The sequence below is a fragment of the Tepidicaulis sp. genome, from assembly GCF_965222285.1.
Taxonomy (GTDB): domain Bacteria; phylum Pseudomonadota; class Alphaproteobacteria; order Parvibaculales; family Parvibaculaceae; genus Tepidicaulis.
Genome location: NZ_OZ244942.1, coordinates 2552289 through 2576921 on the forward strand (window position 1 = coordinate 2552289; position 24633 = coordinate 2576921).

A 24633-nucleotide genomic window follows, 5' to 3' on the forward strand; every position below is an offset into this window, starting at 1 on the left:
CGGCGCAGTGAAAATTCAAGTGGCAGGTTTCCTATCCCGCCCGTCCCTTGTCTGGCAAGAGCCCATGCGCGCAAAGCGCGCCTTGAAGCCCTGCTGGGGTCTCGAAAACATGCCCATGCATGCCAAGTGCCTCGGCGGCGGCGATGTTCTCGGCCAGATCGTCGACGAAAAGCGCCTCGCCCGGCGAAAGCCGGAACCGGGAAAGCGCCAGCCGGTAAATTTCAGGATCGGGTTTGCGCAAACGTTCCTGCCCCGACACCAACACATCCTCGAAGAGGTCCAGGAACGCATAATGCGCCTTCGTGCCCGGCACGGCGCGGTGCGGCGGCCAGACCTGATGCGGCCAGTTCGTCAATCCGTAAAGCTTGATGCCTGCCCCATGCAGCGCATGGACAAGCGCGACACTTTCCTCAATGAGCCCAGTGAGAAACGAGCCCCAGTCTTTTTCATAGACCTCGATGAGATGACGCGCATGAGGATGCTTTTCTTTCAGCGGCGCAAGACAGGCCTCCATCTCCCGCTCATCGTCGTGAACGGCATCGTAAATCTCGCGGAAGAGCGTGCGGAAAAACGCATCGAGCGCCGCGTCGCTATCGAAATGCGCGCGGTAGCGGGCGCGCGCATCCCAGCCGATCAGCACATTGCCCATATCGAAGATAACGGCCTTCGGGCGCCCTTCCCTCATGACACCTCCAAAAGCCCGAGCTGAGTAAGCTCGCGGGCAAGCCCATCCGCATTCTGGAAATGATGCCCGTACATGCCCAGCTTTTCGGCGGTGCGCACATTGGGCGCGGAATCGTCGATATAAAGCGTGCGTTGAACGGGTAGTCCCGCACGGGCGATGAGAATCTCATAAAGCCGGGGATCGGGTTTCAGCGTCTTTTCCTCGCCCGAGACGACCGTCACCTCCAGCGCCTGCATGGCCGGATAAAGCGCGTGCAGCTTGGGATAGATGCTTGAGGGCATATTGGTGAGGCCGTGCAGCGCGAAGCCTTTCTCCTTCAGCGTTCCGACTAGCGCTTCCATGCCCGGCACCGCGCCGGGCGACATTTCCAGATAGCGCGCGCCCCAGATGTCGATGAGCCCATGATGATCCGGATGGCGGGCTTTCAGCTTCTCGGCATTTTCCTCAAAAGAGACGCCGGCATCATGGGCGATATGCCAGTCCATGGTGCACACGTTGGAAAGGAAGGCCTCCATCTCCGCCTCCCGCTCGAAATGCTTGCGGTAAAGATGGCGCGGGTTCCATTCCACCAGCACATTGCCGATATCGAACACCACATGGGTAATGCCGCTCAAGCTCTCCTCCCCACCTTCTCCGGTTTTGGCCGAATCGCGAAAGTCATTATGCCAAACAAAAAGGCCGCACCCGAAGGCACGGCCTTTTCAAACTCTATCGCAGCGCCGAAGCGGCTGCCACGCCTCGCTTAGCCCTGGCGGGCCTTGAAGCGGCGGTTCGTCTTGTTGATCACATAAAGACGGCCTTTGCGGCGCACGATACGGTTGTCCCGATGGCGGCTGCGCAGCGACTTAAGCGAATTTCTGACTTTCATGGGCCCGTCCTCTGGGATGGTTCGCTGGGCATTGGGACAGGCTGAAAAGCGCCCGCACCCGGCGACCGGCGGAAATTGGAAACTGGGCGCGGAACCTAAGGGGAGAATGCCCCCCTGTCAACCGGGCAAACAGCGCCTTTTCCGGGCTTTTTTGCCACCAGGCCGCCCCCATATGCTTCCCAGCGTCCCATGCAGGTCCCATGTAGGCCCCATCCAGGCTTTGCAAAGCCCGGCCAGCCGCGCTAGACCATGGCGCAAAAGATGACGCAGGCGCCATTTTTACGGAATTATCATGAGTAACCAGCCAGAAATCGCCCTTTTTCCGGAAGAAGACCTCATTCACCACCGCCCGGACTGGTTCCGCAAGGCGCTGGCCGAAGAAGGCGAAACCCGGTTCGTGACTTCCGAGGGCACGAAAATCCATTACCGGTTCTGGAAAGCGAAGCGGGCGGACCGGCCGGGCCTCGTCTTCGTTCATGGTAACGGCGCCCATGCGCGCTGGTTCGACTTCATCGCTCCCCAGCTCACGGACGATTATAACGTCGCCTCCATGGACCTGCCGGGCATGGGCGATAGCGGCTGGCGCACCGAATATACCCGCGAGACCTATGCTCATGCCATCGCCGCCGTCGCCTTCGAAGGCGGGCTCGGCGAAAAGCCGGTCATTGTCGGCCATTCCTTCGGCGGTTTCGTCACACTGATCACCGGCGGCCTTTATGGCGACCGGCTCGGCGGCGTCATGCTCTGCGACTTCCGCGTCTGCCCGCCCGAAAACGCGATGGAATGGTTTAAGAACGATCCCCCGCGCCGGGCAACACGCATCTATCCGGATTTCGAAACGGCGGCGGCCCGCTTCCGCCTTGCCCCGCTGCAGGACTGCGTGAACCGCTATATCCTGGATTACATCGGCGGCCATTCGCTCATCGAAGTGAAAGAAGGCGAAGACCGGGGCCGCGGCCCGGAAGCGGCGAGCGGCTGGACCTGGAAATTCGATCCCTTCGCCTATGAAGGCCTGCATATGGGCCCGGACCATGCCGAGATGTACCGCACCATGCCCTGCAAGGTCGCCGGTATCTACGGCGCGCAGAGCAAGGATTATGATCCCGAGACCATCGCCTTCATGCGCAAGACCCGGCCCGATGCGCCGATCTTCACCATTCCCCATGCCCAGCACCACATCATGCTGGACCAGCCCATCGCTTTTTCCAGCGCCGTTCACGCGCTGATGAGCTCCTGGGAAGCGGAAGGCGCGCTCGGCGCAAAGGCTGGCGCCCCCAAAACCGGTGACCTCTGCGCGGCGGCGGAATAAGGCCACCGCGCCTTTCTCACGCGGTCAAAAGAAACAGCGGCGCCAAATGCAGCGCGCCGATGGTAAACTCCGTGGTCGTGCCCATGAGATTGGGCCCGTTGACGATCCTGTCCGCGATCATGGAAGCGGTGCGCGCGATGGCCGCGCCGAACCAGGCCGCCGCGCCGACGAGATAAAGCATCGGCTCGCCGCCCAGAAGAATAGCTGCCTCCATGCCGACAAAGAGCCCGCCATAAGTCGCGCGCACTTCCGAGACGCCGTGCGGCGCCCCCTCACGCAGGCCGAGGCCCACAAGCCTCAAGGCTGCATGCGGACGCAGCAGCCCAAGCGCGCCGAGCCCAAGGCCCGACAGCGCGCCAAGCAGTCCGAGATAGAACATATTCCGCTCCTTCTTCCTCTTTTTCTTTCTGCCGCTTACCGCCGATAAACCGTCCCGCTTCGGGAAACCGGGCCAATTCAGCGTGACCTTCCCGCATCACCGGGCAAGAACCGGCCCGGCACACGCCTTTATCCCCGCCCCATACCTTGGCGCCCTTAGCCCAAGCCCCCACTATAGAGCCGCGAGGTTGGATCGCTGGGGACATGCAGCCCGGTTCAACAAACCGGCTTTAGAAAGATACGCAAGAAGACGGAAGTAAGTTCATGGACCCCCTTGAAAGGGCCCCGGAAAATGAGGGCCCGGCGGCAGACCCGGCCCTAGATACGCCCGCGCGAGAGCCAGCGCCTGAGCCGCGCCCGGCCGTGGAAGGGCGCGATATCCTGATTATTCCGTTTGTGGCTTTCGCCATCACCGTTCTGGCCGCCGCTATCTGGCGCTTCTTCCCGCCGGATTTTTTAAGCACGCTCGACGGCGCCCTGCTGCCCCATCTCATCGCCGCTGTTCTTTATCTCATTACGCTTATCACCTGGGGCGCGATCCTCGCCGCGCGGCGCATCCCGCCTGCCCGCGCAGGGCTTCGCACAACCCGGCCGCGCTGGGTACTCATCACGCTGGCACTCTGGACCGGCTTCATCCTCATCTTTGCCGGGCTCAATCTCTGGCTAAATGCGGAAGGCGTGGAACTCATCGAAGAGCAGAACCGGCAGGTGCTCGGCAATGGCAACATTCTGCTGACCTTAGCAGTGCTCGGCCTGCTGGCGCCCGTTGCGGAAGAAATTTATTTCCGCGGCGTTTTTTTTGCCTGGCTGCGCGCGAGGATCGGCGTTTTTGCAGCGGCCTTTCTCACCAGCGCCTTTTTTGCCGCCGTGCACACCAACTACATGGTGGGCGACGGGGCGGCGACGGCGCTCGCGCTCGCACAGATCGGCACGCTCGGCTTTATCTGCGCCCTGCTCTATCAGAAATCGGGATCGCTACTGCCCGCCATTCTCTTTCACATGACGAACAATCTCATTGTGACCGTCGCTACCGCGAGCGCGCTTTAATTCGTCAGTGGACGTGCCAGGGGACCCATCAGTGAACGTGAATGTCAGGGTCTTCATCTTCCTCGATGCTGTCCGACATATCGCGCACGGAAGGATGAAACGCCACATAGGCAAGGAAGCAGAGCATCAGGCCCGCGCCGAGGAAGTACGGCGCTTCGGGCATCCACTGATAAAGCGGCATGCCGATGAGGGGATTGATAATGTGGCCGGTCGCCGCCGTCGAACCGATGATCCCGGCAATCGCGCCCTGCTCGTTTGGAGAGACCATAAGCGAGCCTTTCGCCTGCAGCCCGGGGCGCAGGAAACCGAAACCGAGACCCGATAGCGCAAAGGCAGCGACGAGCAGCCCGTAACTGTCCCCGAAGCCCATCAGAACAAAAGCAATGGCGGTGATGCCCGCGCCCCAGCGCAGGAGAAATTGCACCGAGAGGTTGAAGCGCTGAATGAGTCCGATCTGCGCGAAAAGCGTCGCCATGGCCATGGCCATCAGCGCCACGCCCACCATCTGCGCCGCTTCCTTGCTGTCGAGATGCAGCTTGTCGATGAAATAGAAAGCGACGGTCTGCATGGCGATGGTCTGGCTGAAGGCAAGCACCACCCCCATGATGAGGATCGGAATGACGCGCCGGTCGGTCAGCGCCAGTTTCGGCTTTTCGTTTTCATCGCGCGCCGGCCGCGGCAATTTGCTGAGCGGCAGGATGACCCAGATCGGCGCCGCCGCTGCCGCCCCCACCGCGCCCATGAGCAGGATGCCCGTCCAGCGCACGGCGCGCGGGCTCGTCATGCCCAGCATGGCGGCAAGATCGCTCGCCACATGCTGCACGAGCGAGGTCATGGAAAAAGCAAGCGCGATCGCCATGACGATGGCGGAAAGCACGCGCGGGTCCTGCATGGACACTTTCAGGCTCTTGTCCCAGCGCCGCTTCTTGCGCTTGGGCGGCGTGCGCTCGGGCAGGAAAATCCAGATCGCAATGGCGCTGACAAAGGCAATGGCGGCCACCGCAAAGAAGGGCGCGAGAATATGGATATTGGCGAGCGCCGCGGCAAAGCCCGGCCCGACGACGAGACCGATGCCGAAAGCCGCCCCGAGCGAGGCCACCGCCGAGGCGCGCTCCGAGCGCGAGGTGCGGTCGGCCACGTAAGCCTGCGCGGAAGGCTGCGCGCCCGACCCGAACGTGCCGAAAATCGCCCGCACGAACATCAGCATCGGAAAGACGAGAGCAAGGGAAATCCAGTTCGACAGGCCCGCAAGAACCACGAGCGCAAAGCCCGTCGTCGACACGGCAAAACCCGTCAGCCCGATCATGATGACGGGCTTGCGCCCGATCACATCCGAGCGCCGCCCCCAGAACGTGCTGGAAAGCACCCAAAGAAAAGCAGAGAGCGAAAAGATGAGGCTGGTGTCCACCTCGCTCATGCCGAGATCGCGGGCGATGGGCGGCAGGATGGCGAAGAAAAGGTTCTGCCCCATGCCGAGGCCGAGCAGACAGGCAAAGAGAATGCGGAAGGCGCGCTGGCGCTCGGCAGGCGTTGTCGCGCGCAGACCCGGCAGGTTTTCCCTGTCTGTTTCCGGAAGCTGTTTTTCTTTTTGATCTTCTGGAGCAGACATGGGCATTTCCGATCCGGCGGCAGGCGCACCTCGCGCGCCCCTCATTTACGCTATTCGGGCCCCCGCGCCAATGCCCGCAGGATAAATTACCGGAGATTCCCTCTCCCGCTTTTCAGGTTTCACATGTTCAAGAAGGACAATTTTGACGCAGCGGCGCCATGGCCGCGCGCCAGCGCCATTGACGCGCCTTGAGGAGCGGCTACCGTTCGCACGGGCGGTGACAAGCCCAGGGTCTGGGGAACCAAAGGACCGGCACAAATCCGGCACAAATAAAGACCGGAAAGGGAGGACGCGCGATGGACCTGAAACTGAGCCCGAAACACGAGGCCTTCCGCGAGGAGGTGCGCGCCTTTCTCGATGAAAAGCTCACCCCCGAGCTTGCCGAGGCGGGCGCGCGCATGACCAGCGTCTATTCCGATTATGAAAGCTCCATGGCCTGGCACCGCATTCTTCACGCCAAGGGCTGGATCGCCCCCGGCTGGCCGGAAGAACATGGCGGCACCGGCTGGGACATCGTGCAGCGCTACATCTTCCAGAGCGAATGCGCGCGCGCCGGCACGCCCTCCATCTCGCCCATGGGGGTGGGCATGTGCGGGCCCGTGCTGATCGGCCACGGCACGAAAGAGCAGCAGGACTATTACCTGCCCCGCATTCTTTCCGGTGAGGATTTCTGGTGTCAGGGCTATTCCGAGCCTGGCTCCGGCTCCGACCTTGCCTCGCTGCAAATGAGCGCGGTGGAGGACGGGGACGATTTCATCTGCAACGGCACGAAAATCTGGACCACCCATGCCCAGCACGCCAACCGCGTCTTCTGCCTGGTACGTACCGACAATTCCGGCAAACCGCAGGAAGGCATCACCTTTGTGCTGATCGACATGGACACACCCGGCATCAATGTCGATCCCATCATCATGCTGACGGGCGAGCATATTCAGAACCAGATCTTCTTCACCGATGTACGCGTGCCGAAAAAGAATGTGGTGGGCGAGATCGGCAAAGGCTGGACGGTCGCCAAATATCTGCTCGAATTCGAGCGCGGCAATGCCTATGCGCCGGGCCTGCATGAGCGGCTGAAGAAAATCCGCGCCATGGCCGCCGAAGAACGCTCCGGCGACGGCGCGCGGCTTTTGGACGATGCCGCCTTTGCCGGCAAGCTTGCCGAAGCCGAGGTTGAACTGACCGCCATCGAGTTCACCGAGCACCGCGTCCTTTCCACGCTCTCGCAAGGCGGCGCGCCGGGCTCGGCCTCTTCCATGCTCAAAACCGCGGCACGGAAATGAGCCAGCGGCTGACCGAGCTCGCCATCGAGGCGGCGCAGTATTACATCGCCCCCTTCCAGCCTCATGCCACCCGTCCGGGCGGCCCGGTGCCGGGCTATAAAGCGCCCGCGCAACAGGACATTGCCGGGCCGGAGCACAGCCTGACGGTGATGAGCAAATATCTGAACGACCGCGCCGGCTCCATCTATGCCGGCTCGAACGAAATTCAGCGCGGCATCATGTCGAAGGCGGTGCTGGGGCTTTAAGCGCTTCGCCCCTCTATTTCGCTTACCCCCTCACCCCAACCCTCTCCCCTCCGGGGAGAGGGCTTTTGTTTCCCTCGCCCCTTGGGGAGAGGGAGGGGCCCATTGCGCCCAGCGATGGGAGGGTGAGGGGGAAGCCGTATGGCACAATCACCGCCCAAGCCCATTGCGCAGGTATGAAGTAACAAGCGCGCTCAGCGTTTCGATATCAGGCGCGCCCATCGCCTCGCTATCGAAGCCGCGGTCGTTGATCAGCGTGGCAAGCCCGTGGACAAGCGACCAGGCGGCCATGGTCGCCGCTTCCAGGTTTTCCGCATCGCGCCTTATCTCTTCAAGATAAGCCGCCACCGCCTCCCGGATCATTTGGTAGGAGCCTGAAGAAGCCTCGAGCAGCGCGGGATAAGACGCCTTCTCGCCGATCAGCGGGCCGAACATCAGCCGGAAGCGGCCGGGATTTTCCGTGGCAAAGAGCACATAGGCCGTGCCGAGCGCGCCAAGCCGGGGAGAGGCGCCAGCGATGGCGCTCCCCCGCCTCGCCATCTCCGCAGAAAGATCGCGGAAGCCGGTCGCGGCAATCTCCGCCAGAAGCGCTTCTTTATCGGCGAAATGATGATAGGGCGCGGTTTGCGAGACCCCTGCCTCCCGCGCCACCCCGCGCAGGCTGAGCGCCATCACCCCGTCCCGCTCGACGATGCGCGCGCCCGCTTCCACCAAAGCCGCTTTCAGATCGCCATGATGATAGGCGCGCGGCTTGGCGGGTTTCCGGGCTTTGGATTTCGGTTTTGCTTGGGGTTTTTCCGGCATGAGAAAGAAATTGGCAGCCTATCTTGACGGCGTCAAGATTCTCCTTATCTTGACACCGTCAAGATAGGAGATGCTCATGCTGTTCGTTTTCATGATGCTTGCCATAGCGGCTCTGGCCGCGCTTTTCGGGCGCCTCGGCGTGGTACCGCTCAAAGACGCGCGCCTTGCCATGCGGATCGGCATGGCCGCCGGCTTTTTCTTTGTCGGCACCGACCACCTTCTCACCCCCGAGCGCTACATGCCGATGATGCCGCCCTACATCCCCTTCCACGGCGAAGTGATTTTCTTCACCGGGCTTTGCGAGATCGCGGGCGCCATCGGCCTTCTCACGCCGCGCCTGAAGGAGCTTGCGGCGATGATGCTTGCGCTTTATGCGGTGGCGGTTTTTCCGGCGAATGTGCACAACGCGCTGAATGGGCTTTCCGTGGCCGGTCTTCCGGAGGCCAATCTTTATTATTGGGCGCGGCTCTTCTTTCAGCCGCTCATCATCTGGTGGGCGCTTTATGCAGGCGGCCTCATCGGCAAGCGCGCGCCCCAAGCCGCTTGAAGCCCCGCCTCTTGCGCTCCAAGCGTTCCGTGTTAACACTCCCGCCAACAGATATTGACGCAATGGCGGGAGTTAACCCATGCAGCTTCAAGACGCGATCAAAGAGCGCAAATCCATCCGCGCGTTCAAACCGGATCCCGTTCCCTTTGAAACGGTGAAGGAACTTCTGGAACTCGCCGCGCTCGCCCCTTCCGGCACCAATGTGCAGCCTTGGAAAGTCCACGTCGTGACGGGCGCGGCGCGCGAGCAGCTGGTGGAAGGCCTGCTTGCCTACCGCGAGGAAAATCCCGGCGACACGGCGCAGGAATTCGAGCACTCGAACAAACGCGTCGAGCCTTATCTCGGGCGCATGCGCAAGCTCGGCAAGGATATGTACGGGCTGATCGGCATCCCGAAAGGCGACAAGGAACGGGCCTGGGAGCAATGGGGCCGCAACTACAAGTTCTTCGACGCGCCAGTCGGGCTCATCTTCACCATCGACAAGGAACTCGATGCGCGCAGCTGGCTCGATATCGGCATGTTCATGCAGAACCTGATGCTGGCCGCCACGGAAAAGGGGCTCGCCACCTGCGCGCAAGGCGCCTGGAACATGTTCTGGAAGGCAACGCGCCCGCTGCTCGATATTCCGGAAAGCGAATACATCATTTGCGGCCTCTCGCTCGGCTATGCCGACCCGGACGCGCCCGTGAACGCGCTCATTTCAGAGCGCGAGCCGGTGGAGGCCTTTGCGACCTTCCACGGTTTTGAGGAAAAAGAAGGCTCAGCGGCGAAAGCCGGCTGAAATCCCGGCCGCGGCAAAACCGGCGGCCCGGCGGGCGGCATGAAACCCGTCGCGGCGCACGAAGATGAAGCGCGTCCCGTTATCGATATAGACCGAAGCGGGCCGCTCCACACCGCCCTGAAAGCCCGTCAAATCGATCTTGCCGTTCAGCACGAGGCCAGCGTCCGCCGTCTGCGCGTGCGGCTGTGCAGTTCCCGCCCCCGCATTACTGGCAAGTGGCCAGGAATCTGCAAAGGCCGGAGAAACGGCACCGGCAAGGAGAAGGCAAAGAGCGGCAAAAAGCGGTTTACGCATAGCGTCCTCATGAACAAGGCGGGACATATGTTCAATATAGGGACAGACGGGCAAAAATGCAGCCTCGTTCTGGCACAGCGGCGCGACTATTTCCGCAAACATGGTTAATGCAAAACGCCGCTGAAATCCGCTAGGCTTGCCTCAGAAGCAATAACAATGCAGGGAGCCTTTTATGCTGAAAGTCTATCACGCCCCCAATACGCGCTCGGTACGCATCGTCTGGCTGTGCGAGGAACTGGGCCTCGACTATGAGAAAGTCGCGCTGGAATTCGACCCGAAAGTCCTTCAGTCGGAAAATTATTTGAAGATCAATCCGCTCGGCAAAGTGCCGTCCATGGAAGAGGACGGGCTGGTGATCAACGAGTCCGGCGCCATCGTGCAATATCTTCTGGAAAAGACCGGCGACAAAGACTTGCAGCCCGCCCCCGGCACGCCGGAACGCGGACGCTATCTGCACTGGTTCCATTTCGCCGAAGCGACCTTGATGCCGCCGCTCGGCAATATCGCGCAGCACGCCTTCATCCGCCCGGAGGAAAAACGCATTTCCGCCGTTGCCGAGGAAGGCAAGGAAACGGCGATCAAAATTCTGAAGCTGCTCGACAAGGAACTGGAAGGGCGCAATTACATCGCAGGTGAGAAATTCTCCGCTGCCGATATCATGCTCGGCTATGACCTGCTGCTCGCCAAGCTCTTCGGCCTTCTAACCGACGCCATGCCCAATGTGCTGGCCTATTTCAACCGCCTGGCCGAGCGCCCCGCCTTTAAAAAGGCAACGGGCCAGTAAGAGCGCCGGAGCAGAAGCAGATGTCTCACCCTTGGCGGCGGGCAGGCAGCCGTGCCAAACTTCCTGCCAAAAGAAGGCCGCCAAGGGAGAGATGATATGAGCTACAAGACCATCGACGTCAAACCGGTTTCAGGCGCGCTCGGCGCGGAGATTTTCGGCGCGGATCTTGGCGCCGATCTCGACAACGAAACTTTCGACGACATCCACCAGGCCTTTCTCGACCATCAGGTGATCTTTTTCCGCGATCAGAATTTGACGCCGGAAAAACACAAAGAATTCGGCCGCCGCTTCGGCTCGCTCAACATCCATCCTTATGTGAAAGGCATGGACGGCCATCCGGAGATCATGGAGATCATCAAGGAGCCGGAAGACAAACTGAATTTCGGCGGCGGCTGGCATTCGGACATGTCGTTCCAGAAAGAACCTGCTCTCGGCTCCATTCTCTACGGCATCGATATTCCCCCTTATGGCGGCGACACGCTTTTTGCGAGCCAGTACCGCGCCTATGAAACGCTTTCGGAGGGCATGAAGAAACTTCTGGACGGACTGACCGCGCTGCACACCGCCAAGGCCGAATATGGCCGCGCGGGCAATTCCGCTCAAAAGCGCAGCGCCATGGATGTGAAAAACGCCGAAGAAGATGTCCCCGCTTACGAGCATCCCGTCGTGCGCACGCATCCGGAAACGGGCCGCAAGGCGCTTTACGTAAACCCCGCCTTCACCGAGCGCTTTTCGGGCATGACGCGGGCGGAAAGCAAACCGCTGCTCGAATTTCTCTATGCCCATGCAACGCGGGAGGAATTCACCTGCCGCTTCCGCTGGCAGAAAGGCTCGCTCGCCTTCTGGGACAATCGCTGCGTCCAGCATTTCGCGCTCAACGATTATCACGGCCACCGCCGCCATATGCGCCGTGTGACGGTGAACGGCGATCTGCCGCGCTGAGGAACGGCTAGGTCACATCATCGTGCGGAAGCGGCGGATGATTTGCGACAGCGCGCGATTGACGGTGAGCGGCAGCCTTTGCCATCGTCGATCCGGCAAGCCCCTATCTGCGTAGACTTTATGAGACCCCCTTGTGCCGTGAGGCGGCAAGACCCGAAGGACAGAATATGGAATCGATCTATTACGTCATCTCCTGGGCCTGCCACCGGCGCTGCAAACATTGCTACGACACCCGCTTCCGCCCTTATGTGCGTAGCGCGCTGGACAATGTGATCGGTGAAGGCCAAGACGCCTATAAGAAGATCATCGCCAATCTTCCCGACACCATGATCTACAAAGACCCCAAGCATAAGGATGCGGAGGGCAACCCCGAAGAGCGGATCGGCCGGCTCATTCTCGCCGGCGGCGAAGTCCTCATCGATGCGATGCGCGAGCCGCTCTTTTATCCGGTGCTCGATGCCGCGAACGAGAAATACGGAAAAAATGTGCGCCTTTCCATGCAGACAACAGGCGATCTCGTCACGCCGAAACTCATCGATGAATTGCTGGAGCGCAATGTCTGGATGATCGCGGTGGCAGGCATGGACGATTTTCATGTCGGCATGGAAGGCGACAAACGCCTGGGGCTGATGGAAGAGCTGACCCGCATGTTCGAAAAGGCAGGCATCGGACCGGTGCCCGGCCCGAAAAGCGGCCGCGACCACCTGACCGAGGACGGGCCTTTCTATTTCTTTTTCGGCGCCGACCCCAACCAATGGATCGGCGAGCTTTGGCCGCGCGGGCGGGCCTGGGAAAACGGGCTTTCCAAGGCCACGATGGAAACGAATTTCTGCGCCCGTCATTCAGGCGGCAAAAACTTTCTCAATCACGGCTGGGCGGGTTCCGAAGTCGCTATCGAACCGAGCGGCAATGTCTTTCCCTGCTGCCTGAAAACCAAGCGGCCCATCGGCAATCTGCAGGAAGAAAAGCTCACCGATATTCTGGACAGCCTGAAAGACCATCCGGTTTTCGAGGCGATCAATCAGGGCGCACCGGACAGAATGGGCACCGCCCATGGCTGGGATGCGCAGCGCTTTGCCGCCGCCTCCCACACCCAAACCCCGAAAGGCGAGCCCTATGCCAATCTCTGCATCGGCTGCGACCGCTTTTTCGAGGAAGTGATGGGCCCGGTGCTGGATGAAGCGCGCGCCAAACGCCTTGGCTCCGGCGCCGCCGCCCCCGCCTAAAGGCGCATTTATCCCCGGGGTTATTGCCGGGGCTTATCCTGCTGAAACAATTTGCAACAGAGCGGACATGCCCGGGATACGCGCCCGCCGCAGGCTCGCCCTCAACAAAACTTGATGCGGCGGCTTGACGCAGCTTGCACAGGCCCCTACATAAACCATACCAACTGGTCGGTTTGTTTAACTTTGATGACGGATATGCAGGAAAAAATTCCCTCAAACTCCTCCGTTCCCCTGACCTCTGACAAGGATGGCCGCCAAATGCGCGGCGACCGGACCCGTCAGGCGCTGGTGGAATCGGCCTTTGAAGAAATTTACATGCACGGCTTCCGCGCTGCGAGCCTGAACGACATCATCAAGAAAGCCGGCTGCACGAAAGGCTCCCTCTACCACCATTTTGCCGACAAGCACGCGCTGGGGCTGGCCGCCACGGCGGAGTTCATGGGCGCGCATATCAAGGAGCTTTGGATAGCCCCCCTGGCCGAGACGGCGGACCCCCTCACCTCGATCCGGACCATCATCGGGCATTATGCCTTTGGCGATGTCGGTCACGATCCCCGTCTCGGCTGCCCTTTTCAGAACCTGACACAGGAAATGGCGGGTATCGACGAGGACTTTCAGAATTACTTCAAGAACCTCTTCGAAGCCTGGCGCGACGCGCTGGTCGATGCGCTCAAAAGGGGCGAGCGCAACGGCACGGTGCGCAAAGGCATTGACGCGGAAAGTGTCGCCACCTTGATCATTGCCAGCCATCAGGGCGTGGCGAGCATGATCAAAGCCACGCAGGACGAAGGCGTGGGACACACCGCAACTTCTGCATTCTTCGATTATCTGGACAGCCTGCGGCCTTAAAGGCACGCAGGCCAAGTGAGGCAACATGAACAACTGGGTTGTGGCTTACGCCAAGGCGGTCGTCAAACTGCGCTGGCTTATCGTCCTGGCATCGATTGCCGGGGTGATGTTCCTGGCAAGCGGCGGACGTTTTATCGAATTCTCCAACGACTACCGCTATTTCTTCACCGAGCAGAACCCCAACCTGCAAGCCTTCGAGCGGCTGGAGCGCACATACACAAGCCCGGACACGCTGCTTTGGGTGATGCGCCCGAACGAAGGCACGATGACGACGCCCGAACGGCTCGCCATCATCAAGGACATTACCGAACGCGCCTGGCAGACGCCCTTTTCGATCCGCGTCGACAGCCTGACGAACTATCAGCACACGACGGCTGAAAACGACGATCTGACCGTACGCGATCTCGTGCCCGATCCCGAGGCGCTCGATAAGCAAGACGCCAATGAAGTGGGCGACATCGCCCTTGGCGAGCCCGTCATCGCCAAGCGCCTGATCTCGGAAGATGAAACGACGAGCGCAGTCGTCGCCACGCTGCGCATGCCGCGGGACGATCAGGTCGCCACGTCCAAGGTCATGGCATATGCCCGCTCGCTGCTGGCCGACATGCGGGAAAAACATCCCGAGATCCGTTTCGAGCTGACGGGCTCCGTCGCGCTTTCCAATTCCTTCTCGGAAGCAGCCCAGAACGATCTGAAAATCCTCACCCCGGCCATGTATATCGTGCTCGGTCTGACGGTCTTCCTTCTCACCCGCTCCTTCTCGGGCACGCTGGCGACCATTCTCGTCGTCACGCTTTCCGCTTTCGGGGCGATGGGCCTCGTCATGGGCTGGCTCGGCGTCAAGCTGACCCCGCCATCCGCCGGGGCACCGACGATCATTCTGACCATCGCGGTGGCCGATTCCATCCACGTGCTCGTTACGATGCTTGTGGAGATGCGCAAAGGCCGCACCAAGCATGAAGCCATTGTGGAAAGCCTGCGCGTCAACTGGGGGCCGGTCTTCCTGACCTCCGTGACGACCGCCATCGGCTTTGCCTCGCTTAACTTCTCCGATGCCCCGCCCTTCCGCGATCTCGGCAACACGGCGGCCGCCGGCGCCATTATCGCCTGGGTGCTCTCGGTCAGTTTCCTGCCCGCGCTCATCGCCATTTTGCCGGTCAACGCCAAAGGCGCCATCGTGCGGCAGAGCGAGTTCATGGAACGGTTCGCGGAAACCGTGATCGGCAACTGGCGCAAGCTGCTGGTGGTGATGACCATCATCATCATCGCCTTTGCAACGCTCCTGCCGCGTTTCGTCTTCAACGACCGTTTCGTAACCTATTTCGACGACCGGATGGAATTCCGCGTTGCTTCGGACTGGGCCGCCGATCACCTGACCGGCATTTACCAGATCAGCTATTCGCTTTCGGCGGGCGAGCCGGGCGGCGTTTCCAACCCGGAATATGTCGCCAAGCTCGAAGAATTTGCCGACTGGTTCCGCCAGCAGCCCGAGGTTGTGCACGTCTCCACCTTCTCCGACGTGATGAAACGCATCAACAAGAGCATGCATGGAGATAAGGAAAGCTATTACCGGGTGCCGGACGAGCGGGAAATGGCGGCCCAGTTCCTGCTGCTTTATGAAATGTCCCTGCCCTACGGGCTCGATCTCAACGACCAGATCAATGTGGACAAGTCCGCCACCAAGCTGACGCTGACGCTGACCGATATTTCCACGGTGGAAATGCAGGACCTGATCAACCGGGCCGATACTTGGCTGCGCGAGAACGCGCCGGAGCATATGTATTCCTACCCGGCCGGCCAGGCGGTGATGTTCGCCTTTATCGGGCGCAACAATTTCAACGCCATGACGAGCGGCACGGCCATCGCGCTCTTGCTGATCTCCGGCTGTCTGATGCTTGCCCTGCGCAATCTCAAGCTCGGCCTGATCAGCCTGATCCCGAACCTGACCCCGCCCATCGTCGCCTTCGGCATCTTGGCGCTCTTTACGGCGGAGGTCGGCTTCTGGTCCACTTTCGTCATCGCCACGGCGCTCGGCCTCATCGTGGATGCGACGGTTCACTTCCTGTCGAAATACCGCCGCGCCCGTTTCGAGCACGGCAAGGATGCGGAAGACAGCGTGCGCTACGCCTTCTCCACAGTTGGCACCGCGCTTTGGGTCTCGACCTTCGTGCTGGTGATCGGCTTTGCGATCCTCGCGCTCTCGCCCTTCAAGGTGAATGCGATGCTGGGTCTCATGGTCGCGCTGACCGTCGCCTGTGCGCTCGTCATCGACTTCCTGCTGCTGCCTTCGCTTCTGATCGCGCTCGACCGGCGCAAGAAGGCGGCCCATTCCAAGCTCGAGGCCGCGTCCTCGGCGCCGGCAGAATGAGGGAGGCAAAGATGCTCACAAACAGGTATAACCGTTTCGCATTTTTCGGGAACGGAAAACCGAACAAGGAGGATTTAATGACCATTCGGCAAGCCACCCATTGCCAGATCAAACAGGGCATCATGATCGCCGCTCTGATGCTGGCCCTGCCCGCAGGGATCAGCGCGGCCCTCGCCGCCGATGCGCCCACGCTCCCCGAAGACCCGGTTGCCAAGGGCCTGGCGATCGCAGAGGAGACGGACCGGCGCAATCAGGGGTTCGGCGACACCAAAGCCTCCATGAAGATGATCCTGGAAAACGCTTATGGGGAAACCAGCGAGCGGGAGCTGCGCTCCATGACGCTGGAAAACGAAAAGGAAAATGAAGGCGACTGGACGTTGAACGTCTTCGACCGCCCGCGCGATGTGGACGGCACCGCTCTTCTGACCTATTCGAAAATTCTCGACCCGGACGATCAGTGGATGTACTTGCCGGCCGTGAAACGCGTCAAACGTATTTCCTCGGTCAACAAGTCCGGCCCCTTCATGGGCTCCGAATTCGCCTTTGAAGACTTCTCTTCGCAGGAAGTAGGCAAATATAGCTACAAGTGGATCCGCGACGAAGCCTGCCCGGAACCTGTGGCCGACCGCACCTGCCACGTCACCGAGCGCTATCCGCTTTACGAGCATTCCGGCTATACGCGCCAGGTTGTGTGGACCGACACGCAGGATTATCAGCCGCGCAAGATCGAGTTCTATGACCGCAAAGACAAGCTGCTGAAGACGCTCGCCCTGACCGAGTACAAGCTCTATCAGGACAAATACTGGCGCGCCCATGACCTTTACATGGAAAACCATGTGACCGGTAAATCCACCCGTCTGACCTGGGAAGACTACGCCTTCAACACGGGCCTGACGGAAGACGACTTCAACACCAATTCGCTCAAACGCGCCCGTTAAACGCGTTAACGGAGTGTGAGGCCTGCCGTGATAGAAACGCGCGGCAGGCCGGCGCCCGTCTCGTGTGAGGAGAAGGCGCCGCAAGACCGCATCTGGTTCCCGGGGGATAGAATGGCAATCGGTACTGTCGCCAAAAAAACGGCCCGCGCTTCGCTCGCCGCCTTTTCACTTGCAGGCATGTTTGCCAGTGCGGCTCACGCAGCCGAGCTGGAAGTGACCGGCTACATCGAACCCGAGTTTCAGCTTTTCCCGCAAAGCCCGAGCGGCAGCGAGCAGCGGCGCGTCAACGCCTCCGTGGCCGCCGAAGTGACGTTCGAAAGCTTCTGGGACAATTCCAATCAGTGGATCGTCGTCAAACCCTTTGCCCGCTGGGACCGGCGCGACGGCAACCGCACCCATGCCGATCTGCGCGAAGCGAAATATGCGCGCGTCGTGGATAATTGGGAATTCCGCATAGGCATGGACAAAGTGTTCTGGGGTGTGACGGAAGCCGTGCATCTCGTCGACATCATCAATCAGACCGATCTCGTTGAAAGCATCGACGGGGAAGAAAAACTCGGCCAGCCCATGATCATGGTCTCCTCCTTCTGGGATTTCGGCACGGTGACGGGCTATCTGCTGCCCTATTTCCGCGAGCGCACCTTCCCGAGCCTTTCGGGCCGGCCCGCCTTCGACATTCCGGTCGATGAAACGCAGACCCGCTATGAAAGCGGCGCCAAGCGCCAGCATCTCGACTTCGCGCTGCGCTATTCCAACACATTCGACATCTGGGATGTGGGGGTGAGCTATTTCCGCGGCACGAACCGCACGCCTATCCTCCAGCCCGGCCTCAATGCCGGCGGCGAGCCCGTGCTCATTCCCTTTTATGCGCAGCTCGACCGGGTGAGCACGGATATTCAGGCCACCTCCGGTGCCTGGCTTTATAAGTTCGAAGGCTTCTGGCAGGAACAGCTGGATGAAGGCAACCTGCAGGCAACGGGCGGGGTCGAATATACGCTTTACGGCATTTTCGACAGCCCCGCCGATCTCGGCCTTGTCGCCGAATATGTCTGGGACGACCGGGGCGCGAACCGGCAGAACAATTTTGCCAATGACGCCTTCCTCGCCTTCCGCTGGACGGCGAACGACGTCGCCTCCACCGCCATTCTGGCTGGCACCACCGTTGACCTCGACACCCAGGCGCTCGGCTTTTCCATCGAAGCGGAACGCCGTTTCGGCGCGGATTATTTCGTCACTTTGGAAGGGCGCTTCTTCGAAAATATTCCCCGCTCCGATCCCGGCTATTCCTTCGAGGATGACGATCTCATTCAGCTGCGTATCGCCCGCTATTTCTAAAGATCCCCCGCCAGATACGGAGTGAGGCACGCGCGCCACTGCGCCATGAGTCCTTCAAGAAGCCGGGCCGCCGCCCGGCAGAAGATAAGGACACATGGACCATGCATTCACTTACCGGCAGAACCATCATCATTACCGGCGCAAGCTCGGGCATCGGCGCGGCAGCGGCAAAGCGCTTTGCCCGCGAGGGCGTGCAGCTTGTCCTCTCTTCCCGCCGGGAAGAACCGCTTGCCGAACTGACGCGCGCAATTGAAGCAGGCGGCGGCACGGCACGCTACCTGCCCGGCGATGTAAGCGATGAGGCTTGCGCCGCGCAGCTCGTTGCCTTTGCCTGCCGGGCATTCGGCGGGCTGGACGGCGCCTTCAATAATGCCGGCACACTCGGCACGCTCGGCCCCGTCACCGACCTCTCGCTCGCCGATTGGAACGAGGCACTAAGCGTCAATCTGACGGGCGCCTTCCTGGCCGCCAAACACCAGATTCCGGCGCTTCTCGAAAGCGGCAAAGAAGGTGGCACGGGCGGCTCACTGCTCTTTACTTCGTCCTTTGTGGGCAACACCACAGGCATGCCGGGCACCGCCGCTTATGCCGCTGCCAAAGCGGGGATTGCCGGACTGACACGCTCGCTCGCCGCCGAATACGGGCCGCAGGGCCTGCGCGTCAACGCCCTGCTGCCGGGCGGCACCGACACGCCCATGGCCCGCGTGATGAACGATACGGAAGAAGCGATCGATTTTGTGAGAGGCCTGCACGGGCTCAAACGCATCGCGCAGCCCGAAGAAATCGCCGAGGCCGCGCTTTTTCTTCTCTCCCCCGCTTCAAGCTTTGTAACGGGGACGGCGATGCTGGCCGATGGCGGCGTTTCCATTCAGCGCACATAAGAGGCCATAAGAAAAAGCCGGGAAGCGTTGCAGCTTCCCGGCTTTCAGGCCATGTCAGTAGGCGGCGCTTACTCGCCGGATTTCATCTGCGATTGCAGGTAATTCTGCTCGCCCACTTTCTCCAAGAGGCTGAGCTGGGTTTCCAGCCAGTCGATATGCTCTTCTTCGGAATCGAGCAGATCCACGAACAGCTCCCGCGTCACATAATCACGCACGGATTCGCAGTAGGTCGCCGCGTCCTTATAGAGCGGGTGGGCCCGCATTTCGCTTTTCAGGTCGCATTCCAAGATCTCTTTGACGTTCTCACCGATCATCAGCCGGTCGAGATCCTGAAGATTGGGCAAGCCTTCAAGGAAAAGAATCCTTTTAATCAGCTTGTCCGCATGTTTCATCTCGTCGATGGATTCTTCATAGACCTTGTCGCCAAGCTCATCGAGCCCCCAGTCATGCAGCATCCGGGCATGGAGGAAGTACTGATTGACGGCGGTCAGCTCCTGCTTGAGCGCGAGATTGAGATATTCAATGACCTTCGCATCGCCTTTCATCGGGGCCTCCTGTCACAGCGAATCTGAGAGGCACCCTATCACGGGCGGCGGCAGGCTTCCCGGAAAAAGGTCAACAATAAGAATGAGTTGCAGAGATTCCTGGAGGACCTCAATCCGCAGCGATAAGCAGCGAGGCGGCGGGGCGCGGCGTGCCCTCTTCCAGGACTTCGCGAGCAAAGCAGATGCATTTGCCGCAGCGCGGCCGGCAGCCAAGCGCGCGGTAGGCGGCGGAAACCGAGCCTCCCGCTTCCGGGGCGACCGATTTGACCTGGCGGACGGTCAAGGCGTTGCAGCTGCATACATACATGGATCTCTCCTGACCCTTGCTCTTGCGAGCTAATCTCAAGACCTATGTAGCGATAATGCGAATGATTGTCAAATGCTAGAATGTCGCAGCGGGCGGTCAATGCCCCCTGCCGTCTTGCTGCCCTCTCAGACCGCTCAATAAAGTTCGGTGCGGGTATTCTCGTCCAGGGCCTCGTCCACGGCCTTGGCGGGCACGTCGAGCTTCATCTGGTCGCGGAAAATCTCGCCCGCCGTCGGGAAAGAGGAGCGCTCGATCTGCGTTTCCGCCTTCCAGAGCCCGGAGCGGGCCACCGCCTTGGCGCAGTGCAGATAAGCTTCTTTGACCTCCACCAGCATGACCGAGCGGGGCGGCTTGCCGTTCATCTCAAAGCGCTTCATCAGCGCCGGCTCGACGGAGAGCTTGGCCACACCGTTGATACGCAGCATCTCGTTGACGCCGGGCAGGAAGAACAGGAGCCCCACCGCCGGGTTGTGCAGAAGATTGGTCAGCGAATCGAGCCGGTTGTTACCCGGCCGGTCGGGAATGGCGAGCGTCGTCTCATCGAGCACATGGACAAAGCCCGGCTCACCCCCACGCGGGGAGACATCGCCGAGCCCGTCGGCCCGCGAGGAGCCGAGACAGAAGAAAGGCGAGAGCTCGATGAAACGTTTGCAATGGGGATCGAGGCGGGCGAGCTCTTTGGCCACGGCGCCGTGGGAAGGCTCGGCATAAATCTCACGCAGCTTGCCTTCGTCCTGAATGACATGATCCGTCCCAGCCTTCGCCATTACCGCCTCCCTTGAGAATTATTCTCAAGTCTTAAGAGAAAGCCCCCGCTGCCGCAAGTTGGACAGCGGGGGCCAAAGCCGCTCACCTGACCGCTCCTGCCAAACCAATCACCCCGCTCACATGCTTTGGCCCATCGGCCGGATAAACCAAAGGGCGGGCAAGACAGGCGCGGATCAGGCGGCGGTCAACTTGCCAGCGCCAGCGGCGCATCGGCGCTCAAATGCCGCCCATGCGCCCCCACCGCCAGCCGGTTCCAGGCATTGATCATGACGATGGAGAAATTGAGCGCCCGGATTTCCTCCGCGTTGAAATGCTTTTCAAGCGCAGCAAAAGCGCTGTCGAGCTCGCGGGTTTGCGGCAGATGCGTGAGGAGCTCCGCCCAATTCAGCGCGGCGCGCTCGGCCGGGGTGAAATCCTCCACCTCCCGCCAGACGGCAAGATGGTCGAGCCGCTGCTGGGTTTCATTGTCGCCGCGCGCTTCTTTCAAATGCATGGTCACGCAATAAGCGCAGCCATTGATCTGCGAGACGCGCAGCTTGATCAAATGCCGAAGCTGAGCATCGAGCGGCGAGGCCGCCAGCGCTTCTTCGGTTTTGACCATGCCTTGCACATAATTCAGTTCACCTTTGTAAGGATCATATCTCTGGGTCATGCCGGGTATCTCTCATCCTTGGTTGTACCAAACCTTCAAGAGCACTGACGGGCGGGAGGGCGCGGCTGTGACAGAATGCGCTAGCACATATGTACGAATTGAGCCTCCGGGCGCCCGCTTTCTAGTTTCAACAGGCATTCTGCGGCTGGGATAGGTCCCCAGCCTGTTCAGGCCGCAGGGCAAAAGCCGGGCATCCGTTCCGGCTTTTGCTTTTTTGCCCGCCCCGGCGCCGAAAAGATTTGAAACCCCGCCCACGCTCCCCATTTCTTTTCAAAACGGGGAGTGAGATGCGGATAAGAAAAGCCGAAACGGCGGACAAGGCAGCCATCTGGAAAATTCTCGAACCCATGATCCGGGAGGGCGAAACCTTTCCCCTGCCCCGGAACATGACCGAGTGGGAAGCACTGGAATATTGGTTCGGCAAAGGCGCTTCGGTTTTCGTCGCCGAGGAAGCGGGAAACATTCTCGGCACCTATCACCTCACGCCCAACCAGCCGGGTGGTGGCAGTCATGTCGCCAATGGCGGCTATGTGACGGCGCCTGAGGCGCGCGGGCGCGGCATTGCCCGGGCCATGTGCCTGCATTCTTTCGATATGGCCAAGACGCTCGGCTACCGCGCCATGCAATATAATCTCGTGGTGAGCACGAACGAGGCCGCCGTTCATCTCTGGCAGGATTGCGGCATGAAACTAATCGGCCGGTTGCCCGGCGCTTTTCATCACCCTGAGAAAGGCGATGTGGACGCGCTCGTCATGTACCGCACGCTCTAAATGAAAAAGGGAGCCGAAGCTCCCTTCCCCCTGCCGTGATCTTGCAGCACTCAGGCGGCGCGTTGCAGATCCGCCTTTTTTACCTTCGGCCACATATAAAGCGGCAGTTTGAGGCGGCGTTCATAAGCAATCGAGCGCCAGGTGAATTTACAGATGAATTCCTTATGACGCGCACCGGCCTTGCCGGTTTTGATCTTGCCGTTCGCGCGGTCGAACTTGTCCACATACTGAATAATGCCGTCCTTGCGCCCGAGGCTGATGCAGCGGAAAAGATAGGCGGCATTATGCGGCTTTGGCGCGCGGCCCTTGACGAGGCGGGCAACATTCTCCGCCGCCTGAATACCCATCGGCATCGCCATGGCGCAGGACGCCCGGTAAGGCTCGCCGTCCATACCCGCCACCGCCGAGGCATCGCCCGCCGCCAGAATTTCAGGATGAGAAAGCGCCTGCAGCGCCTCATTGGTGCGCACGCGCCCAGCCTCATCGACGGCAAGGCCGCTGCGCCGGGCAAGATCCGGCACAGCGAAACCCGCACACCAAAGCAGCGTGTCAAACCCGTGCCGAGCGCCGTTGCCAAGCACCAGCTCCTTGCCTTCCACCGCGCTGACCCGCGCGCCTTCATGCAGCTCGATGCCGAGCCGGTCGAAGGTTTTCAGCACATAGTCGCGCCCAGGCGCGGAGAAACCGGGATCGAGCAGCGGCGTTAAAAGAGAGACCTTGGCGCCTTTCACCCGTTCGGCAAATTCCGTCGCCGCCTCGATCGCGGTGAGCCCGCCGCCGACGATGGCGATGCGGCCCGGTTTCGATTTCAGCTTCTCGCGCAGCCGTTCGGCAGAAGGCAGGTCCGCCAAACTGTCGGCGGCCCCTTCCAGCCCCGGCACCTGATCGTGCGGGATATAACTGCCAAGCGCATAGATCAGATAATCGTAAGAGAGCCGCTCCGGCGCGCCCTCGCCCGAGAGCAGAAGCTCGCGCGCATCGGCGCGGATTTCCTCCGCCCGTGCCTGCACGAAAGAGATGCCGGACTTTGCAAGAAACGGCGCATAATAATGCTGCTTGAGCCTGTCGCCCGCCGCCACCTGATGCAGGCGAATGCGCTCGACGAAATGCGGCTTCTCATCGATCAATGTCAGCTTGATAGGCAATTTCTTTTGCGCCAGCCGCACCGCCGCCATGAGCCCGGCATAGCCGCCGCCCAAAATCACTACATGCTTCTCGCTCATCACCGTCTCCTGATCCCCGTTCCGCAAAACGCGCGTTCACCGGCGGGCGCATTGCCCGCTCCGCCCTTCAAGACGAAGCGGCGGGCAAGTTTGTGACAGGAGAGTTGGAAGCAGCGCAGAAGGCGCTGCGCCTCACGCAATGGTGATGGCAAAGAGATACGCGAGGGGAGAAAAATGGTGGGCGTGACTGGGATTGAACCAGTGACCCCTACGATGTCAACGTAGTGCTCTCCCGCTGAGCTACACGCCCACTTGGTCCGGCGGCGGGATGGACCCCGAAAGGTCCGGGCCGGAGCGCAGGATATATCGAGATTAGACGGCTCTGGCAAGTCTTCCGGCAGGCGGAAGCGGCGCAAAAATGCGCTTTTTCGAGCAAAAGTCCGGCAAAACCGGAAGGAAGGCGGCAAGCGGCCTTTAGACGGCAGCCTTAAGCGGCGGCCATCAGCCGGTCGACCTCATTGACGAGATCGCGCAGATGGAAGGGCTTGGAGAGCACCTTGGCGTCTTTCGGCGTTTCCCGCTCGCCGGAAAGGGCGACGGCGGCAAAGCCCGTGATGAACATGATCTTCATGGTGGGGTCGAGCTCGGCGGCCCGGCGGGCAAGCTCGATGCCGTCCATTTCCGGCATCACGATATCGGTCAGCAGCAGATCGAAAATATCGTTCTGCAGCTTGTGGTAGGCGTGATCGCCCTGCCCATAAGAGACGACTTCATGACCGGCCTTCTCAAGCGCTTTGGCGAGAAAGCGGCGCATCGATTCATCGTCTTCTGCCAAAAGGATACGTGCCATGAGTTTGCCTGTTTGCTGCGGAGCGGGCGCTGGGCCCTTGCCCGGCGCCGATTCGCCCCCTTCACCGTCTCCACTCCTTATAGGTTTCCAAGAGTAAACGCCGCGTGAAGAGTCGCAAAGGGCGTTGTTTTGACTTTTCGCAGCCCCATTTCTCACAAACGGCACTAAGGGCACCACTGAGGGCTCGCCCTTGGCGCGAGCTATGCTAAGCTTTTCAGGCAGAGGCCCGGAAAAAGGCGCGAAACCGGGCATATCGGAGCACGACGCGGGTGGATATGGATTTCGACGATCTGCCAGACAACAGACCGCCGGAAGGGCAGATGAGCGAGCCCGGGCCCGCCGTGCATCACACCGCAGGGGACCCGGCGGCGTTTGCCCCGCCCTTTGGCGTTTTACGCCCGCCCCGCCCGC

The 24633-nt window shown here is 60.8% G+C and carries 26 protein-coding genes, 1 tRNA gene and 1 pseudogene; 14 read left to right on the forward strand and 14 right to left on the reverse strand.

The genetic code is table 11. The annotated features are described in order from the left end of the window. Positions 1 to 31: 31 nt before the first annotated feature. The 3 genes from ACOQOT_RS12245 to ykgO form a co-directional block, all read right to left on the reverse strand. The gene (locus ACOQOT_RS12245) at positions 32 to 685 is read right to left on the reverse strand and encodes an HAD family hydrolase (RefSeq protein ID WP_420559540.1); all 654 of its coding nucleotides are present in this window, start codon (positions 683 to 685) and stop codon (positions 32 to 34) included. Beyond that, complete coding sequence (locus tag ACOQOT_RS12250) at positions 682 to 1299, reverse strand: HAD family hydrolase (protein WP_420559541.1); 618 nt, start codon at positions 1297 to 1299, stop codon at positions 682 to 684. The genes ACOQOT_RS12245 and ACOQOT_RS12250 overlap by 4 nt, the downstream gene beginning before the upstream one ends. Positions 1300 to 1427: 128 nt before the next feature. Beyond that, positions 1428 to 1553: a type B 50S ribosomal protein L36 gene (gene ykgO / locus ACOQOT_RS12255; protein WP_045447145.1), complete on the reverse strand. Its 126-nt coding sequence runs from the start codon at positions 1551 to 1553 to the stop codon at positions 1428 to 1430. Between the two features lie 292 nt (positions 1554 to 1845). Here ykgO and ACOQOT_RS12260 point away from each other — a divergent pair, with 292 nt between their 5' ends. Then, the gene (locus ACOQOT_RS12260; protein ID WP_420559542.1) at positions 1846 to 2862 is read left to right on the forward strand and encodes an alpha/beta fold hydrolase; all 1017 of its coding nucleotides are present in this window, start codon (positions 1846 to 1848) and stop codon (positions 2860 to 2862) included. Positions 2863 to 2878: 16 nt separating this feature from the next. Here the strand turns inward: ACOQOT_RS12260 and ACOQOT_RS12265 are convergent, their stop codons facing one another. Then, a complete protein-coding gene (locus ACOQOT_RS12265) occupies positions 2879 to 3241 on the reverse strand; it encodes a DUF4345 family protein (protein WP_420559543.1) in 363 nt (120 codons plus the stop codon). Between the two features lie 362 nt (positions 3242 to 3603). On the opposite strand from ACOQOT_RS12265, the gene ACOQOT_RS12270 reads away from it, so the two are divergent. Continuing rightward, positions 3604 to 4287 carry a CPBP family intramembrane glutamic endopeptidase gene (locus tag ACOQOT_RS12270; RefSeq protein ID WP_420559544.1) on the forward strand — a complete coding sequence of 228 codons (684 nt, stop codon included), beginning with the start codon at positions 3604 to 3606 and terminating at the stop codon, positions 4285 to 4287. 28 nt (positions 4288 to 4315) lie between these two features. Here ACOQOT_RS12270 and ACOQOT_RS12275 read toward each other — a convergent pair whose 3' ends face one another. Beyond that, positions 4316 to 5896: an MFS transporter gene (locus ACOQOT_RS12275; protein ID WP_420559545.1), complete on the reverse strand. Its 1581-nt coding sequence runs from the start codon at positions 5894 to 5896 to the stop codon at positions 4316 to 4318. Between the two features lie 296 nt (positions 5897 to 6192). On the opposite strand from ACOQOT_RS12275, the pseudogene ACOQOT_RS12280 reads away from it, so the two are divergent. After that, positions 6193 to 7421 (forward strand): annotated as a pseudogene (locus tag ACOQOT_RS12280) (acyl-CoA dehydrogenase family protein). Positions 7422 to 7568: 147 nt separating this feature from the next. Here ACOQOT_RS12280 and ACOQOT_RS12285 read toward each other — a convergent pair. Next, positions 7569 to 8222, reverse strand: coding sequence for a TetR/AcrR family transcriptional regulator (locus ACOQOT_RS12285; protein ID WP_420559546.1), 654 nt, complete (start codon positions 8220 to 8222; stop codon positions 7569 to 7571). A gap of 76 nt (positions 8223 to 8298) precedes the next feature. Between ACOQOT_RS12285 and ACOQOT_RS12290 the strand changes: the two genes are divergently transcribed. Both ACOQOT_RS12290 and ACOQOT_RS12295 read left to right on the forward strand, forming a co-directional pair. Further along, entirely contained in the window at positions 8299 to 8769 is a 471-nt protein-coding gene (locus tag ACOQOT_RS12290; protein ID WP_420559547.1) for a DoxX family protein, read from the forward strand. A gap of 79 nt (positions 8770 to 8848) precedes the next feature. Then, positions 8849 to 9550 (forward strand): nitroreductase, encoded by a 702-nt coding sequence (locus ACOQOT_RS12295; protein WP_420559548.1) that lies wholly within the window; start codon positions 8849 to 8851, stop codon positions 9548 to 9550. Here the strand turns inward: ACOQOT_RS12295 and ACOQOT_RS12300 are convergent. Continuing rightward, positions 9530 to 9844: a hypothetical protein gene (locus ACOQOT_RS12300; RefSeq protein ID WP_420559549.1), complete on the reverse strand. Its 315-nt coding sequence runs from the start codon at positions 9842 to 9844 to the stop codon at positions 9530 to 9532. The genes ACOQOT_RS12295 and ACOQOT_RS12300 overlap by 21 nt on opposite strands. A 172-nt stretch (positions 9845 to 10016) precedes the next feature. Here ACOQOT_RS12300 and ACOQOT_RS12305 point away from each other — a divergent pair, with 172 nt between their 5' ends. From ACOQOT_RS12305 to ACOQOT_RS12340, 8 genes are all read left to right on the forward strand, one after another. Continuing rightward, positions 10017 to 10628, forward strand: a complete 612-nt coding sequence (locus ACOQOT_RS12305) for a glutathione S-transferase family protein (RefSeq protein ID WP_420559550.1) — start codon at positions 10017 to 10019, stop codon at positions 10626 to 10628. 96 nt (positions 10629 to 10724) lie between these two features. Further along, on the forward strand, positions 10725 to 11570 hold the full coding sequence (locus ACOQOT_RS12310) for a TauD/TfdA dioxygenase family protein (protein WP_420559551.1): 846 nt from the start codon (positions 10725 to 10727) through the stop codon (positions 11568 to 11570). A gap of 167 nt (positions 11571 to 11737) precedes the next feature. Beyond that, a complete protein-coding gene (locus tag ACOQOT_RS12315) occupies positions 11738 to 12796 on the forward strand; it encodes an SPASM domain-containing protein (RefSeq protein WP_420559552.1) in 1059 nt (352 codons plus the stop codon). Positions 12797 to 13054: 258 nt separating this feature from the next. After that, positions 13055 to 13645, forward strand: a complete 591-nt coding sequence (locus ACOQOT_RS12320) for a TetR family transcriptional regulator C-terminal domain-containing protein (protein WP_420559553.1) — start codon at positions 13055 to 13057, stop codon at positions 13643 to 13645. 25 nt (positions 13646 to 13670) lie between these two features. After that, the gene (locus ACOQOT_RS12325; RefSeq protein WP_420559554.1) at positions 13671 to 16013 is read left to right on the forward strand and encodes an efflux RND transporter permease subunit; all 2343 of its coding nucleotides are present in this window, start codon (positions 13671 to 13673) and stop codon (positions 16011 to 16013) included. Between the two features lie 77 nt (positions 16014 to 16090). Next, positions 16091 to 16951 (forward strand): outer membrane lipoprotein-sorting protein, encoded by an 861-nt coding sequence (locus tag ACOQOT_RS12330; RefSeq protein ID WP_420559555.1) that lies wholly within the window; start codon positions 16091 to 16093, stop codon positions 16949 to 16951. Between the two features lie 111 nt (positions 16952 to 17062). After that, entirely contained in the window at positions 17063 to 18286 is a 1224-nt protein-coding gene (locus ACOQOT_RS12335; protein ID WP_420559556.1) for a hypothetical protein, read from the forward strand. 101 nt (positions 18287 to 18387) lie between these two features. Next, a complete protein-coding gene (locus ACOQOT_RS12340) occupies positions 18388 to 19167 on the forward strand; it encodes an SDR family oxidoreductase (RefSeq protein ID WP_420559557.1) in 780 nt (259 codons plus the stop codon). Between the two features lie 68 nt (positions 19168 to 19235). Here ACOQOT_RS12340 and bfr read toward each other — a convergent pair whose 3' ends face one another. The 4 genes from bfr to ACOQOT_RS12360 form a co-directional block, all read right to left on the reverse strand. Then, positions 19236 to 19712: a bacterioferritin gene (bfr, locus tag ACOQOT_RS12345; RefSeq protein ID WP_420559558.1), complete on the reverse strand. Its 477-nt coding sequence runs from the start codon at positions 19710 to 19712 to the stop codon at positions 19236 to 19238. Between the two features lie 109 nt (positions 19713 to 19821). Then, positions 19822 to 20019 (reverse strand): (2Fe-2S)-binding protein, encoded by a 198-nt coding sequence (locus ACOQOT_RS12350; protein WP_420559559.1) that lies wholly within the window; start codon positions 20017 to 20019, stop codon positions 19822 to 19824. 134 nt (positions 20020 to 20153) lie between these two features. Continuing rightward, on the reverse strand, positions 20154 to 20786 hold the full coding sequence (locus ACOQOT_RS12355; protein WP_420559560.1) for a pyridoxamine 5'-phosphate oxidase family protein: 633 nt from the start codon (positions 20784 to 20786) through the stop codon (positions 20154 to 20156). Between the two features lie 185 nt (positions 20787 to 20971). Next, a complete protein-coding gene (locus ACOQOT_RS12360) occupies positions 20972 to 21439 on the reverse strand; it encodes a carboxymuconolactone decarboxylase family protein (RefSeq protein ID WP_420559561.1) in 468 nt (155 codons plus the stop codon). A gap of 287 nt (positions 21440 to 21726) precedes the next feature. On the opposite strand from ACOQOT_RS12360, the gene ACOQOT_RS12365 reads away from it, so the two are divergent. Continuing rightward, positions 21727 to 22209 carry a GNAT family N-acetyltransferase gene (locus ACOQOT_RS12365; protein WP_420559562.1) on the forward strand — a complete coding sequence of 161 codons (483 nt, stop codon included), beginning with the start codon at positions 21727 to 21729 and terminating at the stop codon, positions 22207 to 22209. Positions 22210 to 22259: 50 nt separating this feature from the next. Here ACOQOT_RS12365 and ACOQOT_RS12370 read toward each other — a convergent pair whose 3' ends face one another. From ACOQOT_RS12370 to cpdR, 3 genes are all read right to left on the reverse strand, one after another. Beyond that, positions 22260 to 23432 (reverse strand): NAD(P)/FAD-dependent oxidoreductase, encoded by a 1173-nt coding sequence (locus tag ACOQOT_RS12370; RefSeq protein ID WP_420559563.1) that lies wholly within the window; start codon positions 23430 to 23432, stop codon positions 22260 to 22262. Between the two features lie 175 nt (positions 23433 to 23607). After that, positions 23608 to 23682: transfer RNA gene (locus ACOQOT_RS12375), tRNA-Val, on the reverse strand. Positions 23683 to 23859: 177 nt separating this feature from the next. After that, positions 23860 to 24222 (reverse strand): cell cycle two-component system response regulator CpdR, encoded by a 363-nt coding sequence (gene cpdR, locus ACOQOT_RS12380; RefSeq protein WP_045447189.1) that lies wholly within the window; start codon positions 24220 to 24222, stop codon positions 23860 to 23862. Between the last annotated feature and the right edge of the window lie 411 nt (positions 24223 to 24633).